Source organism: Streptomyces sp. NRRL F-6492, from assembly GCF_001280125.1.
Classification (GTDB): Bacteria; Actinomycetota; Actinomycetes; order Streptomycetales; family Streptomycetaceae; genus Streptomyces.
The window spans coordinates 1-19289 of sequence record NZ_LGEG01000103.1 but is presented as its reverse complement, the minus strand read 5'-3'; the positions used below and the strand labels follow the sequence as shown (position 1 = coordinate 19289).

Genomic DNA, 19289 nt, shown 5'->3' with positions numbered 1-19289 from the left:
AATGTCTCGGTGAACGCCTCCGCCCCCTCCGCCGACTCCCTGCGCGCCGCCCTCGCCGGGCTCCTCGACGGCCTGCCGCCCCACCGGGCCGCCCGGGCCGTCGAGCGGCTGATCGCCAACTACCGGGGCACCACCCCGACGGACGCCCCCGTGCTCCGCGACCGCTCCGACGTCGCCGCGTACGCCGCGTACCGGATGCCGGCGACCTTCGAGGCGGTACGGGGCGCCCTGGACGCCCTGCGGGACGCCGCGCCCGACTGGGAGCCGCGCACCCACACCGACGTCGGCGGCGGCACGGGCGCGGCGAGCTGGGCCGTCGCGGAGGCCTGGGGCGACGCCCCGCCCCGCACCACCGTCCTCGACTGGGCCGAGCCCGCCCTCGCGCTCGGCCGCGAGCTGGCCGGCGGCGTCCTCGACGCGGAGTGGCGGCGCGAGCGGATCGGCGGCGCGCTGCGCCTCGCCGACACGGACCTGGTCACCGTCTCGTACGTCCTCAAGGAGCTGACCGAGGCCGACCGCGCCTCGCTCGTCACCGAGGCGGCCCGCGCCGCGCGGGCCGTCGTCGTGGTCGAGCCGGGCACCCCGGACGGCTACGAGCGGATCATCGCGGCCCGCACCCTGCTCGTCGACGCCGGCTTCGCCGTCGCCGCGCCCTGTCCGCACAGCGGGGCCTGCCCGATCGTGCCCGGCACGGACTGGTGCCACTTCTCGGCCCGGGTCAGCCGCTCCTCGCTGCACCGGCAGGTGAAGGGCGGTTCGCTGGCGTACGAGGACGAGAAGTACGCGTACGTGGCCGCCACCCGGTTCCCGGTGGACCCGGCGGCCGGCCGGATCGTCCGCAGGCCGCAGATCCGCAAGGGCCTGGTCCAGCTGGAGCTCTGCGACCCCGGGGGCCTCTCCCGCGACACCGTCACCAAGCGCCACGGGCCCCTCTACAAGCAGGCCCGCGACGCGGAGTGGGGCGACCCGTGGCCGCCGGAGGGGGACACCCCCTAGGGGCGGGACCCCGCCCGGGCCAGGAGCACCGGGGCGAGGACGGCGACGAGGACGACGGCCGCGTTGACGAGGACCGCGCGGCCGATGCCGTCGGGCAGCGTCGCGGCGGTGACGACCACGGCGCTCATGACCGGGGTGCCCAGGGTGATGCCGACCTGCTGGGTCATGGTGGCGATGCCGGTGGCCGTGCCCTGCTCGGCGTCGGGCAGACCGGAGGTGGCGGTCACCATGAAGCCGACGATGGCGAGCATGTTGCCGACGCCGCCCGCGAAGGTGGCGGCGAGCAGCAGCCCGTACGTGCTCCGCCCGTCGCCGAGCCCGACGAGGGAGAGGGTCGCGACGGCCTGGAGGACCCCGCCCGCGATCAGGGCGGTACGGGGGGAGAACCGGCCGATGAAGCGGGGGGCGAGCAGTCCGCCGAGGACCGTGCCGGCGCCCAGGACGCCGAAGGAAAGGCTGGCGGCGAGCGGCGAGAAGCCCAGGACGTCCTGGAGGTGCAGGGTCATCAGGAAGACCAGCGAGGTCTCGGTGGCGAAGGCGACGAGCCCGGCGAGGTTGCCCAGGACGACCGTGCGCCGCTTCAGGACCCGGATCGGGACGAGGGGCGCGGCGGAGCGCCGCTCGACGAACGGGAAGGCGGTGAGCAGGGCGACGGCCGCGGCCAGGGCGACGAGGACGCCGGGGTCGGTCCAGCCGTGCTCGCCGGCGGCGGTGAGCCCGTAGACGAGGGCGAGGAGACCGCCGGTGACGGTGATCGCGCCCGGCACGTCGAGGCGGGGCCGCTCGGCCGGGCGGCTCTCCTCGACGACGGCGGGGGCCACGAGCAGGACGGCGAGGGCGACCGGCACGTTGACGAAGAACGCCCAGCGCCAGGAGAGCAGGTCGGTCAGGACGCCGCCGAGGACGGCCCCGGTGGTGAACCCGGCGGACATCAGGGCGCCGTTGAGGCCGAGGGCCTTGTCCTGCAGCGGTCCCTCGGGGAAGGCGGAGGTCAGCAGCGAGAGCCCGGCGGGGGTGACGGCGGCGGTGGCGAGGCCCTGCGCGACGCGGGCGGCCATGAGCAGCTCGGGGGAGGTGGCGAGGCCTCCGGCGAGGGAGGCGGCGCCGAGGACGGCCATGCCGCCGAGGAAGACCCGGCGGCGGCCGAGGAGGTCGGCGACGCGCCCGAAGAGGAGGGTGAAGCCGGCGGCGGCGAGGGCGAAGCCGGTGGCGATCCACTGGAGGCCGCCGAGCGAGAAGCCGAGTCCCTCGCCGATGACGGGCAGGGCGACGTTCAGGATCGAGAAGTCGACGGCCAGCATGAACTGGGCGACGAGGAGGACGAGCAGCACGAGCCGCATGCGCCCGTCCATGTGGGGGCCGGGGGCGGTCCCGTGCGCTGTCGGGGCTGTCGGGGCTGTCGGGGCTGTCGGGGCGGTCGGAAGGGCCGGAGCGTCGGGGGAAGGCATGGCGGACCCCTTAAAGGGACGTGAGTTCCGTTAAGATGACGCAGACGGTAGCAGGGTGAGGAGTGTTAATGGAACAGCGTTCCCGTTTGGGTGGAGGGTCGTCAGCCCCGGGAGGGGGCTCCGCGGCTCCGGGAGAGGGGTCGGCGGCTCCGGAGGAGGGCCCTTCGGGGCAGGGGAAGGGCTCGTCGGCATCGGGAGGGCGCCCGGGCGGCCCGGAAAAGCACCCGGCCGGTCCGGGGAAGCGCTCGGCCGGCCCGGGGGAGGAGGCGTCGGCTCCGGGGGACGGGCCGGTCGTGCCGGGCGAGGGGGCGCCGGGCGACGGGGTGTCCGGCGAGGGGGCGCCGGGCGAGGGGGCGACGGCCCCGAGGGGCGGCCCGGCCGCTCCGGGCGGAGGGCCGTCGGCCGCGCCCGGTGCGCGCCGTCCCGGCGGCCGTACCGCCAAGGTCCGCCGCGCCGTCCTCGACGCCACCCAGGAGGCCCTGGCGGCCTCCGGCTTCCACGCGCTGAACATGGACCAGATCGCCGTGGGCGCGGGCGTCGGCAAGACCACCGTCTACCGCCGCTGGGGCTCCCCGGTCGGCCTGGTCGCCGACCTCCTGGACGACATGGCCGAGCAGTCCCTGCCCGCCGCCGACACCGGCGGCCTCGCGGGCGACCTGCGGGCCAACGCCGCGCTCGTCCTGGCGACCCTCACCGACCCCCGGATGGGCGCCGTCTTCCGGGCCGTCATCGCCGCGGCCGCCTGCGACGAGGAGTGCGCGCGGGCCCTGCGCGGCTTCTACCGCACCCGCCTGGCCGAATGGGCCCCGGTGGCGGCGCGGGCCGCGGCCCGGGGCGAGCTGCCGGCCGGCACCGACCCGCTCGAACTGCTCCGCGCGGTCTCGGCCCCGCTCTACTACCGGTTCGCCGTCACCCACGAGGAGCTGACCCCCGCCGACGCGGAACGGGCCGTCACGGCGACCCTGGTCGCCGCGGCGGCGGGCGCCTTCGTGCCGGGCGGGCCCTAGGGGGTGTCCGGCGCGCCGTCGCCCCCGCGGGGCGACGGCGCGCTTCGCGCGGACCCTACGGCCGCAGCTCCTGCGTGCAGCACTTCACGCTGCCGCCGCCCTTGAGGAGTTCGCTCAGGTCCATGCCGACCGGCTCGAAGCCCCGGTCGCGGAGCGGTTCGAAGAGGCCCACCGCCGCCTGTGGCAGCAGGACGTTCCGCCCGTCGCTCACGGCGTTGAGCCCGAAGGCCGCCGCGTCCTCCTCCGTCGCGATCAGGGCGTCCGGGAAGAGCCGGGCCAGCACCGCCCGGCTGCCGGGGGAGAAGGCGGCCGGGTAGTACATGATCTCGTCGCCCGCGTCGTCCAGGACGCACAGCGCCGTGTCCAGGTGGTAGTAGCGCGGGTCCACCAGGTGCAGGCCGATCACCGGGCGCCCGAAGAACTCCTGCGCCTCGCCGTGCGAGAGCGGACTGGCGCGGAAGCCGCGCCCGGCGAGGATCCAGGAGGCGGTGACGGCGAAGTCCCCCTCGCCCTCGTTCACGTGCTCCGGGATCCGCAGGTCCTCCTCCGCCCAGCCGTGGCGGCGGAACCAGGCGAGGTGCGCGTCGGCCTCGCCCGCGCGCTCCGGATACGCGAACCTCGCGCCGAGGACCCGGCCCCCGACGACGGTCGCGCCGTTCGCCGCGAAGACCATGTCCGGGAGCGCCGGGTCCGGCTCCAGGACCTCCACGGTGTGGCCGAGCGCCCGGTAGCGGTCCCGCAGGTCCTCCCACTGGGTGAGGGCGAGCGGCGGGTCGACCGGTTTCGTGGGGTCCATCCAGGGGTTGATGGAGTACGTCACCGTGAAGTGCGCGGGTGGGCACATCAGGTAACGGCGGGGCGAGGGCGAGCGCGGAGTGGTGCGCAAGAAGGGCTCCTCACGGGCGGGCGGGCGGAAGAACCGCGGTGCGGTGGACCCCATGGTCCGCCCTGGGAGCCCTCCGCGCAGTGGACCGTTCGGGTGGTTCGATGACCATCCGCCATGACGAGACGTAACGTCTCGTCTGCTGCTAGGCTGGTCCCATGCCCGACCTCACGCCCGAACCCGTGCCCAAGGCCGTCCCCGACGCCTCCCGCCGCAGCGAGCGCTCCCGCCGCGCCATCTTCGACGCCGCCCTCGCCCTCGTCTCCGAGAGCGGCTACGCCAGGACCACCATCGAGGGCATCGCCGCCCGCGCCGGCGTCGGCAAGCAGACCATCTACCGCTGGTGGCCCTCCAAGGCGGCCGTCCTCCTCGACGCCTTCCTCGACCTCCAGGTCCGGGCCCACGAGGCCATGGACGGCGACGGCGACGGCGGAAGTGAGATCCCCGACACCGGCGACCTCGCCGCCGACCTGAAGCGCGTCCTGCGCGCCACCGTCGACGAGATGAACGACCCCGTCTTCGAGGCCCCCACCCGCGCCCTCGCCGCCGAGGGGATCGTCGACCCCGACCTCGGTGCCCGCTTCACCGAGACGCTGCTCGAACCCCAGCTCCAGTACTACGTCCGCCGCATCGAGGCGGCCCGGGAGGCCGGTGACGTCGACCCCGGCACCGATCCCCGCCTCGCCGTCGAACTCCTGGTCGGACCCCTCCACCACCGGTGGATCCACCGCACCCTGCCGCTCACCCACGCCTACGCGGACGCCCTGGTCGACCACGTCCTGCGCGGCCTCGCCCCGAGGTCCTGAGGGCCGGGCGGAGGGCCCGGCGGCGACCCCGGTTCCGCACTCCGGTCACCCGGGGCGCAGGATGGTGGGACCATGGGCGGAGCCGAACGGGCGAGCGCGAGGTTGTGAGGGGATAGATGGGCGACGGCATCGGCCGCTACCGCGGCACGGAGAGCAGACTCGCACGGTGGCTGCGCAGGCGTCCCGAGCGCGATGCGGCCGAGGACGGGAACGACCGCGAGAAGCTGCTCCTGGCCGTCGCCGCCGCCGGGATGCCCCTGGCCCCCGCCGCGTACCCCGTCGGCTACAGCTGTTCCTGCGAGCGGATCGGCTGTCCCACCCCCGCCCGGCACCCCGTCTCCTTCGCCTGGCAGACCCAGTCGACCACCGACCGCGGCCAGATCGAGCGCTGGGCCCGCAACGAGCCCGGGGCGAACTTCGTCACCGCCACCGGCATGGTCCACGACGTCCTCGACGTGCCGCTGGCCGCCGGCCGCGCCGCCCTGGAGCGCCTCCTCGCCGAGGGCGTCGAGGTCGGCCCGCTCGCCGAGTCCCCGGCCGAGGGCCCCGACGGCGGACGGATGCTCTTCTTCACCGCCACCCGCGGCACCCCCGAGGACGAGGACGAGTGGTGGCCCTGTGAGCTGGACTGCCACCCCGAGACCATGGACGAGCACCCGGGGCTCCGCTGGCACTGCCGCGGCAGCTACGTCCTCGTCCCCCCGGCCCGGCTCCCCGGCGACGAGGCCGCCCACCCGGTCGTCTCCTGGATCCGCGGTCCCGAGCATCCGCTGCCCGACCCGCTGAACCTCCTGGAGACCCTCCAGGACGCCTGCGCCCGCCACGCGGCCGAGCGCGGGGCGGACGGCGACGGCGAGCACGCGTCCCACGAGATCGCCTGGCCGCTGACCCGCTGAGCCACCGACCCGCTGACCCGACGACTGGCTGACCCGCTGACCCGCTGACCCGCTGCCCTGGCGACCGGCTGACCCGCTGAGCCACCGACCCGCTGACCCGACGACCGGCTGAGCCGCCGACCCGACGACCGGTCGACCGGCCGAGGCGGGGCGGCGGTCCGGAGATCAAGACGTCCGGGGCGTTACGAGCCCACCGCGCCCACCACGCCCTGGAGCCGGCCCGCGATCGCGACCCCGTCCCGGGCCGTGCCCGCCGGCTTGACCAGGACGGACTGGCTGGACACCCACTCCCGGGTGACCGTGTTCCTGACCTCGCCGGTCATCAGCGCCTTCACGTCCTGGGGGACCTTGGGCCGGTAGCCCGGCGCCGCCGTCTGCCGCTCGAAGTACCGGATCGCGAAGAAGACGAGCGCGCCCCCGTCCCGGGTCCGCAGCCCCAGCGGCGCGAAGTCCCCCCGGTCGGCGACCCGGTCCACGTACTGGGTGGCGAGCCCCGGCCGCGCGGCGGCCTTCTCCCGCCGCGCCCGCCACTCGCTGGTGTGCGGCCCGGCCGCGAACGGTCCCGGCTTCCCGTCCTTCAGGTACGCGACGTACTCCGCGCCGAGCCTGCCGGGCGCGACCGCCAGCGCGTCGTCGTCCGCGTCGACCGGCACCGGGTGCCCCTCCTCCTCGGCGAACGCGGGCAGTTCGTCCGCGTCGAGGATGCTCAGGTAGGCGGCCTCCCACCGTGCCCGGGGGCCGTCGCGCACGAAGACCAGGAGCCAGCGCTGGTCGTCCCGGCCCCGGTCGACGTCCCGGTTGGAGTCGGTGTCCGCGACGAACCAGCGCGGCCAGCCCGCCTTGCGGGGCAGCAGGAAGCGCGCGTCCGTCAGCTCCAGCGGCCGGTGCTTCGCGTTGCCGCCGGGGCTGGTGACCGCGCGGGCGCGCAGCCCCGCCTGGTTGATCTCCCCGAGCGGCCCGGTGACCCGGTCCGCGTCGAGGGCCGGGTCGTAGGCCTTGTCGGCGCGGTTGAAGGCGCTCGTGAAGTCCGCCAGGACCTTCGCCGCCTCGGCCTCCGTCGCCGGCGGCACGATCGCCAGCTCGCCGTGCACCGTCACGCAGCCGCTCGCCGTCAGCGCCAGGGCGGTCACGGCCGCCGTCGCCGCGAGCAGCCTCACCGGCCGCGCCGGCCACCGCTCACGCGCTCGTCCCGGCGCTCGCCCCACCCTCAGCCTGCTCATCGGTCGCCTTCTGCTTCTTCACCCGCGCGGACGGACCCGACCCTATCGGGGCCAGGAACAGCGCGAGCGCCGGGACCAGATACAGCGCCCACACCGTGACCTGAAGGACCGTCGGGTCCGGCTGGAAGTTGAAGACGCCCTTGAGGAGGGTGCCGTACCAGCTGTCCGGCGGGACCGCCGCCGAGACGTCGAAGGCCTTGTCCGCGAGGCCGTCGAGGAAGCGCGCCTCCTGGAGGTCGTGCACGCCGTACGCGAGGACGCCCGCCGCCACCACGACCAGCATCCCGCCGGTCCAGGTGAAGAACCTCGCCAGGTCGATCCGCACCGCGCCCTTGTAGAACAGCCACCCCAGGAGGACCGCCGTGAGCAGGCCGAGGAGGACTCCGGCGAGCGGGGCGGCCGTGCCGTCCGACGAGGCCCGTACGGACGCCCACACGAACAGCGCCGTCTCCAGGCCCTCGCGGCCCACCGCGAGGAAGGCGGTGACGACCAGCGCGCCCGTGCCCATGCCGAGCGCCGCGTCCAGCTTCCCGTGCAGCTCGGCCCTCAGGTGCCGGGCCGTCCGCCGCATCCAGAAGACCATCCAGGTCACCAGGACCACCGCGACGACCGACAGCGAGCCGCCGAGCAGCTCCTGCGCCTCGAAGGTCAGCTCCCGGGAGCCGAACTCCAGGGCGGCGCCGAAGGCGAGGGACACGCCGACGGCCACGCCGACGCCGGCCCAGACCGGCCGCAGCGCGTCCCGGCGCCCGGTCTTCACCAGGTACGCGACGAGGATGCAGACGATCAGACTGGCTTCCAGTCCCTCGCGCAGGCCGATCAGATAGTTGCCGAACACGGCTTTCCCCTCCTGGTGTCAGGTGAACAGGGCACGGCCCCACCAGTCACCGGTGTCGCGGACGCCCGGCGGGATCGCGAACAGCGCCGAACCCACGTGCCGGACGTACTCGTTGAGCGCGTCGGCGCGGGCCAGCGAGGTCTGCACCGGGACGAATCCGGTGCGGACGTCCCGCTGGTAGGCGAGGAAGAACAGCCCCGCCTCCAAGCGCCCGAGGCCGTCCGTGCCGTCGGTGAACGAGTATCCCCGGCGCAGCATCGTCGCGCCCCGGTTGGTGTCCGGGTGGGCGAGCCGGACGTGGGAGTCCGGCTTCATCGCCTTCAGGAACGGCTCGTCGTGCTCCTTCGCCCGCCCGGCGGGCGCGCCCTCGCGCTTGTCGCGGCCGAAGACGTCCTCCTGCTCGGCGAGGGAGGTGCGGTCCCAGGTCTCGACGTTCATGCGGATGCGCCGGGCGACCAGGTAGGAGCCGCCGTCCAGCCAGGCCGCCGGGCCCTCCGCGTCCTTCCCGGAGACCCACACGTGGGCGTCGAGGCGGGCGGTGTCGGTGCCCGCGACGTTGCGGGTGCCGTCCTTGAAGCCGAAGAGGTTGCGGGGGGTCTGCGCGTCCGGGGTCGTCGAGGACGTCTTGCCGAAGCCGAGCTGGGACCAGCGCACGGCGACCTTGCCGAAGCCGATCCTGGCCAGGTTGCGGATCGCGTGCACGGCGACCTGCGGGTCGTCCGCGCAGGCCTGGACGCACAGGTCGCCGCCGCTGCGGGCCGGGTCCAGGTCGTCGCCGGGGAAGCGGGGCAGGTCGATCAGGGCCCCGGGCCGCCGGTCCGCCAGGCCGAAGCGCCGGTCGAAGAGCGAGGGCCCGAAGCCGAGGGTGAGGGTGAGCCGGGAGGGCTGGAGGCCGAGGGCCTCGCCGGTGTCGTCCGGCGGGGCCTCGGGCAGCCCGCCGTACGCCCCCTCGCCGACCTCGGCGCCGGCCGTCAGCCGCTCGGCGGCCCGCGTCCAGTCCTTCAGCAGCCGCACCAGTTCGGCGCGGTCCTTCGTGGTCACGTCGAAGGCGGCGAAGTGCAGCCGGTCCTGCACGGCGGTGGCGATGCCGGCCTGGTGCGGGCCGTGGAAGGGCACGGCCCCGCCCGCCGGGACCGCGCCGTCCCCGCCCCGGGTCAGGGCGGCGGCGCCGCCGGCCGCGACGGCACCGAGCGCGAGCCCGGCGCCGCCCCAGCCGATGACCGCGCGCCGGGAGGGCGCGGCGGGTTCGCTCATGTCGCTGGGCTCCCGGGTCACTTGACGACGGCGGCGGCGAGCTTGGAGAGCGGCTCGGCCAGCGCGTTGACGCCGTCCGACAGCTCCTTGCGCTGCTCCTTGCCGACCTTGTCGTAGGGGGTGAAGTCGTAACCGTTCTTGTCCTGGCGGTACTCGTCGAGCAGCGCGTTCAGGGCGGCGAACCGCTCGTCGAGGTCGGCGACCAGCCGGGGGTCGTTCTTCGAGGCGACCGGCTTCAGCAGGTCGAAGGACTTCTGCGCGCCCTCGACGTTGGCCTTGAAGTCGACCAGGTCGGTGTGGGAGTAGCGCTCCTCCTCGCCGGTGACCTTGCCGGTGGCGACCTCGTCCAGGAGCTCCTTGGCGCCGTTGGCCATGGAGGTGGGGGTGATCTCGGCCTTGCCGACCCGCTTCACCCAGTCCGCGAGGTCCTTGTCCAGGAGGTCGGCGAGCTGCTTGTCGCGGGCGGTGAGCTTCTCGTCCTGCCACAGCGCCTTCTCCAGGCGGTGCCAGCCGGTCCAGTCCTTCGCCGGGTCCTGGCCCTCCTCCAGGCCGTCCTCGCGGACGTCCACCTTGGGGTCGATGTCGCCGAAGGACTCCGCGACCGGCTCGGTGCGCTCCCAGCCGATGCGGGAGAGGGCGTACGCCTTCCTGGCGCCTTCGAGGTCCCCGGCGCGCACGGCGTCGGTGAAGACCTTCGCCCTGGGCAGGGTCTGGTCGGCCTGCGCCTGGACGTACTGGCGGTAGGCGGCGACGGCGGCGTCCATCTCGGGCGAACGCTTGGTGCCGGTGGCGCCTTCGCCGGTGACCTTGACGGCCTGGCGGATGCCGGGGCCGGTCATGCCGGGCTTGCAGGCGATCGCGTAGTCGCCGGCCTTGATCTCGGCGGTCAGCGTGGCCCGGGTGCCGGGGCCGATGTTCTCGCGCTCGGTGACGATCCGGTCGTCCGGGTACAGGACGTAGACCTCGGTCACCTTCGAACCCCGGTTCTCCACGGCCAGCTTCACGTGCCCGGCCGGGAACTCCGTCTTCGACACCGTGCAGGAGTCGTCCTTGGCGACGACGGTGACCACGCCGTCCTTCGCGTCGTCCCCGCCCTTCTCGGCGCATCCCGTGACGGCGGTCAGGGCCGCCGCGGTCGCTGCGGCGGTGACGACGGAGAGGCGGACGGCTCGCATGGGGACTCCAGGAACGACGGGGGACGGGACGGAGGCGGAGCCAACTTAGCCCAGGCTTACCTCGGTCAGAACGGCCCGTCCAGTGATCCGTCTCTCATCTCCGGCGCACCGGTCACGGCCCGGTCACGGCGGCTCCAGGGACGGTTCACGGGCCGGTCAAGAGCGGGTCAAGGAAGGCGGACCGGCCGGATCCCGGTGCCGTACCGGTACGACGAGGGGGACCCCGGTCCGGGGGTGCGGGAACACCTCCACCGGCTGCCGGTACACCCGGCTCAGGAGCTCCTCGCCGAGCACCTCCGAAGGAGGGCCCTCCACCGCGATCCGGCCGTCGTGCAGCACCCCGAGGAGAACGGGCGGCCGGCGAACTCCTCGACCTCGGTGGCCGCCGTCGCCTCCGCGACCGCCCCCCATCGGGCGGGGCCGCACCCGGAACCCGGTTGCGGCCCTGCCCCCTTGCGGACGGGTGGTTGAATTCCGCCATGAACACGACCGCCACTGACATCGACGTCCTGCGGGTCTTCTGTGCGGGCGACGGCCGGCACGGCAACCCCCTCGCGGTCGTACGGGACGCCCGCACCCACCCCGACGAGTCCTCGCGCCAGGCGCTCGCCAAGGAGCTCGGCTTCAGCGAGACGGTGTTCGTGGACGACCCGGAGCGCGGGCTCGTCGACATCTACACGCCCGGCCTGCGCCTGCCGTTCGCCGGGCACCCGCTCGTCGGCGCGGCCTGGCTGCTCGACCTGGAGGTCGTCCACCCGCCGGCCGGCGAGGTGTGGGTGCGCGGCGACGGGGAGTTCACCTGGATCGAGGCGCGCGCCGAATGGGCCCCGCCCCGCACCCTGCGCCGGTACGCCTCCGCCGCCGAGGTGGAGGCCCTGGACGTGCCCGAGCCGGGGGAGTGGATCTACGCCTGGGCCTGGGAGGAGGAGGCCGCCGGGCGGATCAGGGCGCGGGCCTTCCCGGGGCGCGGCGACGGCGTCGACGAGGACGAGGCGACCGGCGCGGCGGCGCTGCTGCTCACGGCGGAGCTGGGGCGGGCCCTGAACATCAGGCAGGGCCGGGGGTCGCAACTGCTGACCGCCCCCGGCCCCGACGGGATCGTGGAACTCGGCGGACGCGTCCGCCTGGAGGGCACGCTCACGCGCTGACCCCCCGTACCGGCACCGTCCGGAAGGACGTCACGCGCTCAGCGGGAACTCGCTCCCGAGCTGGTGGAAGACCGCGCTGTTGAAGGCGAAGGCGCGCTTGCACTCGTCGACGATCCGCTGCTTCTCCAGGTCGTCGGCGTTCACCCCGTCGAGCAGCTCCCGGTACGCCCGCTTGAACGCGGCCGGGTTGGAGATCTCCTCGAAGACGTAGAAGCGGACGCCGTCGCCCTTGCGCGAGAAGCCCCAGGTGCGCTCCGCCTTGTCGCGGATGATCTGGCCGCCCGACAGGTCGCCCAGGTAGCGCGTGTAGTGGTGCGCCACGTAGCCGGCGGGCCAGTCGCGGGCGCACTCGGCGACCCGCTCGGCGTACGCCGTGGTGGCCGGCAGCGGCGAGACGCCGTCGCGCCAGTCCGGGCCCCGCAGATGGGCGAGGTCCTGCTCCAGGGCGGCCGTGCGGAACAGCTCGCGCTGTACGAACGGCCCGGCGACCGGGTCCTCCCGCAGCGCCTCCGCACCCTCCTCCAGGGCCCGGTAGACGAACCAGAGCTGCTCGGTGTAGCGCGCGTAGGCGTCGACGCCGAGGCGCCCGCCGAGGAGGTCACCCATGAAGGACGACGTCTCCGCTTCGGTGTGCTGCTCGTGCGATGCCGTGCGGATGAGCGTCGAGAAGGGCGTGTCCAAGGCGTGCCTCCGGGACCGATGGGACGGGAACCAGTGACGATCCTGCCAACTTAGGCTTACCTAAGTCAACTGGTTCCCGACGTCCTGTCGGTAAAAAAGCTACCCACTTCCCGGGGCGGGGCAACGTCAGGGCAGCGTCAGGATCTCCGCCCCGTTCTCCGTCACGACGAGGGTGTGCTCGAACTGGGCCGTCCGCTTGCGGTCCTTGGTCACCACGGTCCAGCCGTCGTCCCACATGTCGTAGTCGTGGGTGCCGAGCGTCAGCATCGGCTCGATGGTGAAGGTCATGCCGGCCTTGATCTCGGTGGTGTGGTGCGGGGAGTCGTAGTGCGGCACGATCAGGCCGGAGTGGAAGGACGAGTTGATGCCGTGCCCGGTGAAGTCGCGCACGACCCCGTAGCCGAAGCGCTTGGCGTACGACTCGATGACCCGGCCGACGATGTTGATCCGGCGGCCCGGCCGCACGGCCTTGATCGCCCGGTTCAGGGACTCCCGGGTCCGCTCCACGAGCAGCCGGGACTCCTCGTCGACGTCGCCGCAGAGGTAGGTGGCGTTGTTGTCGCCGTGGACGCCGTTGATGTACGCCGTCACGTCCAGGTTCACGATGTCGCCGTCCCGCAGCACCGTGGAGTCCGGGATGCCGTGGCAGATGACCTCGTTGACCGAGGCGCACAGCGACTTCGGGAAGCCGCGGTAGCCGAGGGTGGAGGGGTAGGCGCCGTGGTCGCACATGAACTCGTGCGCGACCCGGTCGAGCTCGTCGGTGGTGACGCCGGGGGCGATGTGCTTGGCGGCCTCCTCCATCGCCCGCGCGGCGATGCGGCCGGCGATCCGCATCCGTTCGATCGTGTCGGAATCCTGCACCTCGGGCCCGGTGTACGGGGTCGGTGCGGGCTTCCCGACGTACTCGGGGCGGCGGATGGAACCCGGAACGGAGCGGTGGGGGGAGAGCTCCCCCGGTACGAGAAGCGACTGGCCAGACATGCCAGCGAGTGTAACGACCGGGTCTGGGGCACCATGATCCTCGGAGGAAGGAGCCGACGATGGCCCTGTTCAAGAAGCGCACGGCGGGCAAACCGGGCGAGTGGTACTACTGCCTGGAGCACAAGAAGGTCGAGGAGGGCCCCGAATGCCCCTCGAAGAACCGTTTCGGCCCGTACACCACCCGTGAGGAGGCCTCGCACGCCATGGAGACCGCCCGCGAGCGGAACCAGGAGTGGGAGACCGACCCGCGCTGGCACGACGCCGGGGGGAAGAGGGACGAGACCCCCGAATAGGCGGTACGGGGCTCCCGGGGCCGCTCCGGCGGCCCCGGGCCCTCCCGCGCACGCCGGGCCCCGGAGCCCCCGGCCCCGGTCCGCTCAGGCGGTGTCGGCCGCCTCCGCGCGGGCCTTCCCGGCCGCCTCCTGCTGCGCCCTGCGCCGCAGCGAGTCCTCGTCGGTCCCGGAGTCGTACGTCAGGAGCTTCGGCAGCGTCAGGCAGAGCAGGCCCACCGAGGCCACACAGGCCACGCCGCCCGTCCAGACCGCCGTCCGGGTGCCGGTCCAGCCCGCCATCACGCCCGCCCGCACCTGGCCCAGCTGCGGGCCGACGCTGTAGGAGAGCACCTCGATGCCGGCGAGCCGGCCGCGCAGCTCCTCCGGGATCGTCTGGTTCCAGATGGTCGAGCGGCCCAGGCCGCTCAGCATGTCCCCGGCGCCCGCGAAGGCCAGGCAGAGCAGCACCAGCCAGACGTTCCCGAACCAGCCGGCCGCCGCGATCGCCAGGCCCCAGGCCGCCGCGCCCCCGGCCACGAGCAGCCCGTGCCGCCGCACCTTCGAGGTCCAGCCGCTGGTCAGACCCAGGACCAGCGAGCCGACCGAACCCGCCGCGTACATCAGACCGAGCGACCAGTCCGCGTCCAGCTCGTCCGCGAGGAACGGGAAGACCGCGTTCGGGAAGGCGAAGAACATCGCCGCCAGGTCGACCGCGTACGTGCCCAGCAGCACCGGCCGCGACCAGGCGTACCGCGCCCCCTCCGCGATGCCCCGCAGCGACGGCTTCTCCGCGTCGTGCGCGGGCGGCGCGGGGGAGAGGCGCCGGCACATCAGGACCGAGACCGCGAAGCCGCAGGCCGTCACCGCGTACGCGGGCGCGTGCCCGGCGAACGCCACGACCAGGCCCGCGATCGAGGGACCCGCGATGGCGCCCATCTGCCAGCGCAGCGAGTTCAGCGCGGCCGCCGCCGTCTGGTGCTCGTGCGGCACGATCCGGGCGAACAGCGAGTCGAGCGCGGGCCGCTGGAGCCCCGCGAGCGCCGAGACGCCGGCCGCCACCACGTACAGCGGCCAGAGCATCGGCTCCGGCAGCACCGCGTTGACCAGCAGGACCACGGCGAGCGTGCCGAGGCCCGCCTCGGTCCACAGGATCACCCGCCGCCGGTCGACCGCGTCCGCGAGCGCCCCGCCGTACAGGCCGAACACCACGAGCGGCACCAGCTCGACCGCGCCCATCGCCCCGACCGCGAGCGGCGAGTTCGTCAGCTCCTTGATCTGGAGCGGCAGGGCGATCATCGCCATCGCGCTGCTGAAGAACGTCACGAGCCCCTGCACCCACAGGAGCCGGAAGTCGCGCGAGGCGCGCCAGGGCGCCGGATCGGGCAGGAGGGCGGAGAGCTTGGAGAGCGCGGGGGACACGGGGGGACATGCTCCGTCCGAAAGGTGCTGAGGGCAACCCGATTATCGGTGGGTCCCGCCGGCGGCCCGGCGGCGGGCCGCTACCAGCGCTTCGGCGGCGGGGCCGTCAGCCGGTCCGCGAGGTCCGAGAGCCGGTCCCGGAAGCGGCGGCTCCCGCGCGGCGACGGCAGGCTGTTCTCCCCGGCCGCCGCGCTCACCAGGTGCTGCACCGTGTCCAGGTCCACCTCCGAGCCCGCCGCCACCGCGAGCGTCTCGTGCGCGAGCCCCCGCACCTCCGGGCCGTCCCCGCCGAGCGCCAGCACCGTCGCCCCCGCCCGCCGGGCGTCGTGCACCCGCTGGAGCACCCCCTCCTCCGGCCGCTCCGGCGCCACCATCAGGAGCGTCGACCCCCGCCCCGCCGCCTCCAGCCGGCCGAGCCCCACCGCCAGGTGCGCCGGGGCGCCCGGCCGCACCCGGTGCCGCACCAGCGTCGGAGCCAGCTCCGGGAGCCCCGACCAGACGGACTCGTCGACCAGGTGCGCCGCCAGGTGCCAGGGCTCGTACTCCTCCGTGCCGACCAGGAGCAGCCCGCCCCCGTGCGAGACCGCCGAGCACCGGAGCACTCCCGCGAACCGGCGGACCTCCCCCGGCCACTCCGTCCCGGCGAGCACTTCCCGCAGCAACGCGACCCGTACGGCATCCATGCGGACGCATCATGGACGACGCCGGGCCCGCGCGCGGCCGAACGCGGAAGGACCACCCGTACGGGGATCGCCCCGGCGGTCCGACCGGTCGGTAATGTCGGGGCCATGACTTCCTCCAGCGCACCCCAGGACCCCGCCGCCCGTGCCGCCAAGGCCCCCAAGGACCCGTGGGACCTCCCCGACGTCTCCGGGCTCGTCGTCGGCGTCCTCGGCGGCACCGGCGAGCAGGGCCGCGGCCTCGCCCACCGGTTCGCCCGGGCCGGGCAGAAGGTGATCATCGGCTCCCGCGCCGCCGACCGTGCCCGGGAGGCGGCCGCGGAACTCGGCCACGGCGTCGAGGGCGCCGACAACGCCGAGACCGCCCGCCGCAGCGACGTCGTGATCGTCGCCGTGCCCTGGGACGGCCACGCCGAGACGCTGGAGTCGCTGCGCGAGGAGCTGGCCGGCAAGCTCGTCGTGGACTGCGTCAACCCGCTCGGCTTCGACAAGCGGGGTGCCTACGCCCTCAAGCCCGAGGAGGGCTCCGCCGCCGAGCAGGCCGCCGCGCTCCTCCCCGACTCCCGGGTCACCGCCGCCTTCCACCACCTCTCCGCCGTCCTCCTCCAGGACACCTCCCTGGACGAGATCGACACCGACGTGATGGTCCTCGGCGAGGAGCGCGCCGACGTGGAGACCGTCCAGGCCCTCGCGGGCCGCATCGCCGGCATGCGCGGCGTCTTCGCCGGCCGGCTGCGCAACGCCCACCAGGTCGAGTCGCTCGTCGCCAACCTGATCTCGGTCAACCGCCGCTACAAGGCCCACGCGGGCCTCCGGGTCACCGACATCTGAGGGCGCCCGAGCCGGGGAGGAGAGCCGGAGAACGGGCGCTTCCGGGCATGGGGGACACTGGACGGGCACCGCAGCACGCCGCACCCGGACAGGAGCCGACCCCCATGCCCCGCCTCGCCCTCTACGCCCTCGTGGTCTGCGCCCTGGCCGTCGCCGCGGCCGTCGTCTCCTTCGTCCAGGGCAGCTTCCTCGGCATCGTCTGGGTCCTCCTGGCCGGCCTCTCCTCCAACATGGCCTGGTACTACCTCCGCCGCGCCAGGGTCGAGCGGGAAGCCGCCCGGCAGGCCTGAGCCGGACACCCCCTAGACCTCGCAGAACTCCGGGGTCCCCTGCCAGAACCGGAACAGCTGCGAGCCGCAGTACCGGCTCGGCTCCGGCACCCCGAGCGTCCGCATCAGCGCGTCGACCGCGTCGAAGAAGGCGCCGTTGACCGCCGGGACGAACAGCAGCGCGATCACGACGAAGAAGCCGTACGGCGCGTACGGCTCGATCTGCCGCTTCACCCGGTACGACAGCCAGGGCTCCACCACCCCGTACCCGTCGAGCCCCGGCACCGGCAGCATGTTCAGGAGCGCCGCCGTCACCTGGAGGAACGCCAGGAACGCGAGCGCGTACCGGAAGGCCGGCGGCACGCCGTCCAGCGCGCCCAGCCAGAACGGGGCCGTGCACACGAGCGCGAAGAGCACGTTCGCCAGCGGGCCCGCCGCCGAGACCAGGCTGTGCTTCCAGCGGCCCTTGATCCGCCCCTGCTCGATGAAGACCGCGCCGCCCGGCAGACCGATCCCGCCCATGATCACGAAGAGCACCGGGAGCACGATGCTCAGCACCGCGTGCGTGTACTTCAGCGGGTTCAGGGTCAGATAGCCCTTCGCGCCCACCGTGACGTCCCCGCCGTGCAGGGCGGTCCGGGCGTGCGCGTACTCGTGCAGGCAGAGCGACACCACCCACGCCGAGGTCACGAAGAGGAAGACCGCGAGACCGGGCAGGGCGGCGAAGTCCGTCCACACCGCCCAGCCGGTGACGGCCATGACGGCGAGGATCGCCAGGAAGACGGGGCTGATCCGCCGTTCGTGGCTCCGGGTGGTGGCCGTGGTCATCGCGGGGGCTCCCAGGGGGACGGGGTGAGCAGAAGGCTGGTGTGCGGGAAACGTACCGGGCCCCGGCCCGGTTCCTGGACCACTCCGGGGACCGCTTCCGGGAACGCTTCGGGGACCGCTTCCGGGAACGCTCCGGGGACCGCTTCCGGGAACGCTCAGGAACCGCTTCCGGGAACGCTTCGGGACCGGGCGGCCGACCCGCTCCGGCCCGGAGGCCGACCGGGCCCGGGACCCGGCTCCGGCCCCGCTCCCCGCCGGACGGCTCCCCGCCGGGAGCGGGAGTCGCGCGCTCACGGAGAATGGGCCCGTGCGCTACTCCGTCCTCGGCCCCACCCTCGTTCACGCGCCCGACGGCACCGACGTGGCCGTCGGCGGCCCCCGGGTCCGCGCGCTGCTCACCGTCCTCGCCCTGCGGGCGGGCCGCCCCGTGCCCGTACGGGAGCTGGTGGACGAGGTCTGGTACGGCGACGAGCCGCCCGCCGACGCGGTCGCCGCGCTCCAGGCCCTGGTCGGGCGGCTGCGCAAGGCCCTCGGCCGGGAGCGGGTGGTCTCCGGCGAGGGCGGCTACCGGCTCGACGCCCGGCCCGAGGACGTCGACCTGCGCCGCTTCGAACGGCTCGCCGCCGAGGGGGCCGCCGCGCTCGCCGCCGGGGACGCCGGAGGGGCGGCCGCCCTGCTCGACGAGGCCCTCGGGCTCTGGCGCGGCCCCGCCCTCGCCGACCTGCCGGACCGGGCCGCCGAGGCCGCCCGCTGGGAGGCCCGCCGCCTCGACGCCCGCCGCGCCCGGCTCGACGCCGCCCTCACCCTTGGCGACGCGCCCGCCGCCCTCCCCGAACTGACCGCCCTCTGCGCGGCCCACCCGCTGGACGAACCCCTCCAGGCCCTGCGGATCCGCGCCCTCCGCGACACGGGCCGGGCGGCCGAGGCGCTCGCCGCCTACGAGTCGGTCCGCCGCGCCCTCGCCGAACGCCTCGGCACCGACCCGTCCCCGGCCCTGCGCGCCCTCCACGCGGAACTGCTCGCCGGGGAGACGGCCCCGGCGACCCCGGCGACCCCGGCGACCCCGGCGACCCCGGCGGCGCCGGAACCCGCCCCCGCCGCCGCCCCCGCTCCCGTCCCGGGAAACCTGCGCGCGCGGCTCACCAGCTTCGTCGGCCGCGACGAGGAGATCGCCGCCCTCCGCGAGGACCTGCGGACGGCCCGGCTCGTCACCCTGCTCGGCCCCGGCGGCGCCGGGAAGACCCGCCTCTCGCAGGAGGCCGCCGAGCGCGGCGCCGGGGCCTGGCCCGACGGCGTCTGGGTCGCCGAACTCGCCCCCGTCACCGCCCCGGAGGCCGTGCCCGAGGCCGTCCTCGCGGCCGTCGGCGCCCGCGAGACCGTCCTGCGCGGCGCGGGCGCCGAAGAGCTGCGGGCCGGGAACGACCCCCTCTCCCGGCTCGTGGAGCACTGCGGCGGACGCCGGATGCTGCTGGTCCTCGACAACTGCGAGCACGTCGTCGGGGCCGCCGCCGAGCTGGCCGAGACCCTCCTCGCCCGCTGCCCGGACCTGCGGGTCCTCGCGACGAGTCGGGAGCCGTTGGGGGTGCCGGGGGAGGTGGTGCGGCCGTTGGGTCCGTTGCCGGTGGGGGTGGCGTTGCGGTTGCTGGGGGAGCGG

The 19289-nt window shown here is 74.7% G+C and carries 20 protein-coding genes and 1 pseudogene; 9 read left to right on the top strand and 12 right to left on the bottom strand.

Going from position 1 to position 19289, the window contains the following annotated elements:
* Positions 1–9 precede the first annotated feature (9 nt).
* A complete protein-coding gene (locus ADL08_RS10075) occupies positions 10–996 on the top strand; it encodes a small ribosomal subunit Rsm22 family protein (protein ID WP_053641735.1) in 987 nt (328 codons plus the stop codon).
* On the opposite strand, the gene ADL08_RS10070 is transcribed toward ADL08_RS10075, so the two are convergent.
* The gene (locus tag ADL08_RS10070) at positions 993–2444 is read right to left on the bottom strand and encodes an MFS transporter (protein ID WP_078968093.1); all 1452 of its coding nucleotides are present in this window, start codon (positions 2442–2444) and stop codon (positions 993–995) included. The genes ADL08_RS10075 and ADL08_RS10070 overlap by 4 nt on opposite strands.
* Positions 2445–2737: 293 nt before the next feature.
* Between ADL08_RS10070 and ADL08_RS10065 the strand changes: the two genes are divergently transcribed.
* Entirely contained in the window at positions 2738–3451 is a 714-nt protein-coding gene (locus ADL08_RS10065) for a TetR/AcrR family transcriptional regulator (protein WP_053641733.1), read from the top strand.
* Between the two features lie 55 nt (positions 3452–3506).
* Here the strand turns inward: ADL08_RS10065 and ddaH are convergent, their stop codons facing one another.
* Positions 3507–4337 carry a dimethylargininase gene (gene ddaH / locus ADL08_RS10060; RefSeq protein ID WP_420709585.1) on the bottom strand — a complete coding sequence of 277 codons (831 nt, stop codon included), beginning with the start codon at positions 4335–4337 and terminating at the stop codon, positions 3507–3509.
* 155 nt (positions 4338–4492) lie between these two features.
* On the opposite strand from ddaH, the gene ADL08_RS10055 reads away from it, so the two are divergent.
* Both ADL08_RS10055 and ADL08_RS10050 read left to right on the top strand, forming a co-directional pair.
* A complete protein-coding gene (locus ADL08_RS10055; RefSeq protein ID WP_053641732.1) occupies positions 4493–5140 on the top strand; it encodes a TetR/AcrR family transcriptional regulator in 648 nt (215 codons plus the stop codon).
* A gap of 116 nt (positions 5141–5256) precedes the next feature.
* Positions 5257–6036, top strand: a complete 780-nt coding sequence (locus ADL08_RS10050; protein ID WP_053641731.1) for a bifunctional DNA primase/polymerase — start codon at positions 5257–5259, stop codon at positions 6034–6036.
* Positions 6037–6218: 182 nt separating this feature from the next.
* Here ADL08_RS10050 and ADL08_RS10045 read toward each other — a convergent pair whose 3' ends face one another.
* From ADL08_RS10045 to ADL08_RS38040, 5 genes and pseudogenes are all read right to left on the bottom strand, one after another.
* Positions 6219–7256, bottom strand: a complete 1038-nt coding sequence (locus ADL08_RS10045) for a hypothetical protein (RefSeq protein ID WP_053641730.1) — start codon at positions 7254–7256, stop codon at positions 6219–6221.
* On the bottom strand, positions 7213–8094 hold the full coding sequence (efeU, locus tag ADL08_RS10040; RefSeq protein ID WP_053641729.1) for an iron uptake transporter permease EfeU: 882 nt from the start codon (positions 8092–8094) through the stop codon (positions 7213–7215). The genes ADL08_RS10045 and efeU overlap by 44 nt, the downstream gene beginning before the upstream one ends.
* An 18-nt stretch (positions 8095–8112) precedes the next feature.
* The gene (efeB, locus tag ADL08_RS10035) at positions 8113–9348 is read right to left on the bottom strand and encodes an iron uptake transporter deferrochelatase/peroxidase subunit (RefSeq protein ID WP_053641728.1); all 1236 of its coding nucleotides are present in this window, start codon (positions 9346–9348) and stop codon (positions 8113–8115) included.
* Positions 9349–9365: 17 nt separating this feature from the next.
* Positions 9366–10523 carry an iron uptake system protein EfeO gene (gene efeO, locus ADL08_RS10030; protein WP_053641727.1) on the bottom strand — a complete coding sequence of 386 codons (1158 nt, stop codon included), beginning with the start codon at positions 10521–10523 and terminating at the stop codon, positions 9366–9368.
* A gap of 156 nt (positions 10524–10679) precedes the next feature.
* Positions 10680–10862: pseudogene (locus tag ADL08_RS38040) on the bottom strand (hemin importer ATP-binding subunit); the annotation flags it as partial.
* A gap of 140 nt (positions 10863–11002) precedes the next feature.
* Here ADL08_RS38040 and ADL08_RS10020 point away from each other — a divergent pair.
* Complete coding sequence (locus ADL08_RS10020; protein WP_053641725.1) at positions 11003–11671, top strand: PhzF family phenazine biosynthesis protein; 669 nt, start codon at positions 11003–11005, stop codon at positions 11669–11671.
* Between the two features lie 30 nt (positions 11672–11701).
* Here ADL08_RS10020 and ADL08_RS10015 read toward each other — a convergent pair whose 3' ends face one another.
* Positions 11702–12352 (bottom strand): heme oxygenase (biliverdin-producing), encoded by a 651-nt coding sequence (locus ADL08_RS10015; RefSeq protein WP_053641724.1) that lies wholly within the window; start codon positions 12350–12352, stop codon positions 11702–11704.
* 126 nt (positions 12353–12478) lie between these two features.
* Entirely contained in the window at positions 12479–13336 is an 858-nt protein-coding gene (map, locus tag ADL08_RS10010) for a type I methionyl aminopeptidase (RefSeq protein ID WP_053641723.1), read from the bottom strand.
* A 59-nt stretch (positions 13337–13395) separates the two neighbouring features.
* On the opposite strand from map, the gene ADL08_RS10005 reads away from it, so the two are divergent.
* A complete protein-coding gene (locus ADL08_RS10005; protein WP_053641722.1) occupies positions 13396–13629 on the top strand; it encodes a hypothetical protein in 234 nt (77 codons plus the stop codon).
* Between the two features lie 84 nt (positions 13630–13713).
* Here the strand turns inward: ADL08_RS10005 and ADL08_RS10000 are convergent, their stop codons facing one another.
* Both ADL08_RS10000 and ADL08_RS09995 read right to left on the bottom strand, forming a co-directional pair.
* Positions 13714–15027 (bottom strand): MFS transporter, encoded by a 1314-nt coding sequence (locus ADL08_RS10000; protein WP_053641721.1) that lies wholly within the window; start codon positions 15025–15027, stop codon positions 13714–13716.
* A gap of 80 nt (positions 15028–15107) precedes the next feature.
* Positions 15108–15710: a hypothetical protein gene (locus ADL08_RS09995; protein ID WP_053641720.1), complete on the bottom strand. Its 603-nt coding sequence runs from the start codon at positions 15708–15710 to the stop codon at positions 15108–15110.
* Positions 15711–15815: 105 nt separating this feature from the next.
* On the opposite strand from ADL08_RS09995, the gene npdG reads away from it, so the two are divergent.
* Together npdG and ADL08_RS09985 are read left to right on the top strand one after the other, a co-directional pair.
* Complete coding sequence (npdG, locus tag ADL08_RS09990; RefSeq protein WP_053641719.1) at positions 15816–16538, top strand: NADPH-dependent F420 reductase; 723 nt, start codon at positions 15816–15818, stop codon at positions 16536–16538.
* A 47-nt stretch (positions 16539–16585) separates the two neighbouring features.
* Positions 16586–16828, top strand: coding sequence for a hypothetical protein (locus ADL08_RS09985; protein WP_199836982.1), 243 nt, complete (start codon positions 16586–16588; stop codon positions 16826–16828).
* Positions 16829–16840: 12 nt separating this feature from the next.
* Here the strand turns inward: ADL08_RS09985 and ADL08_RS09980 are convergent, their stop codons facing one another.
* Complete coding sequence (locus ADL08_RS09980; protein ID WP_053641717.1) at positions 16841–17635, bottom strand: site-2 protease family protein; 795 nt, start codon at positions 17633–17635, stop codon at positions 16841–16843.
* 307 nt (positions 17636–17942) lie between these two features.
* On the opposite strand from ADL08_RS09980, the gene ADL08_RS09975 reads away from it, so the two are divergent.
* A partial coding sequence (locus ADL08_RS09975; protein WP_199836981.1) for an AfsR/SARP family transcriptional regulator occupies positions 17943–19289 on the top strand: 1347 nt, incomplete at its 3' end.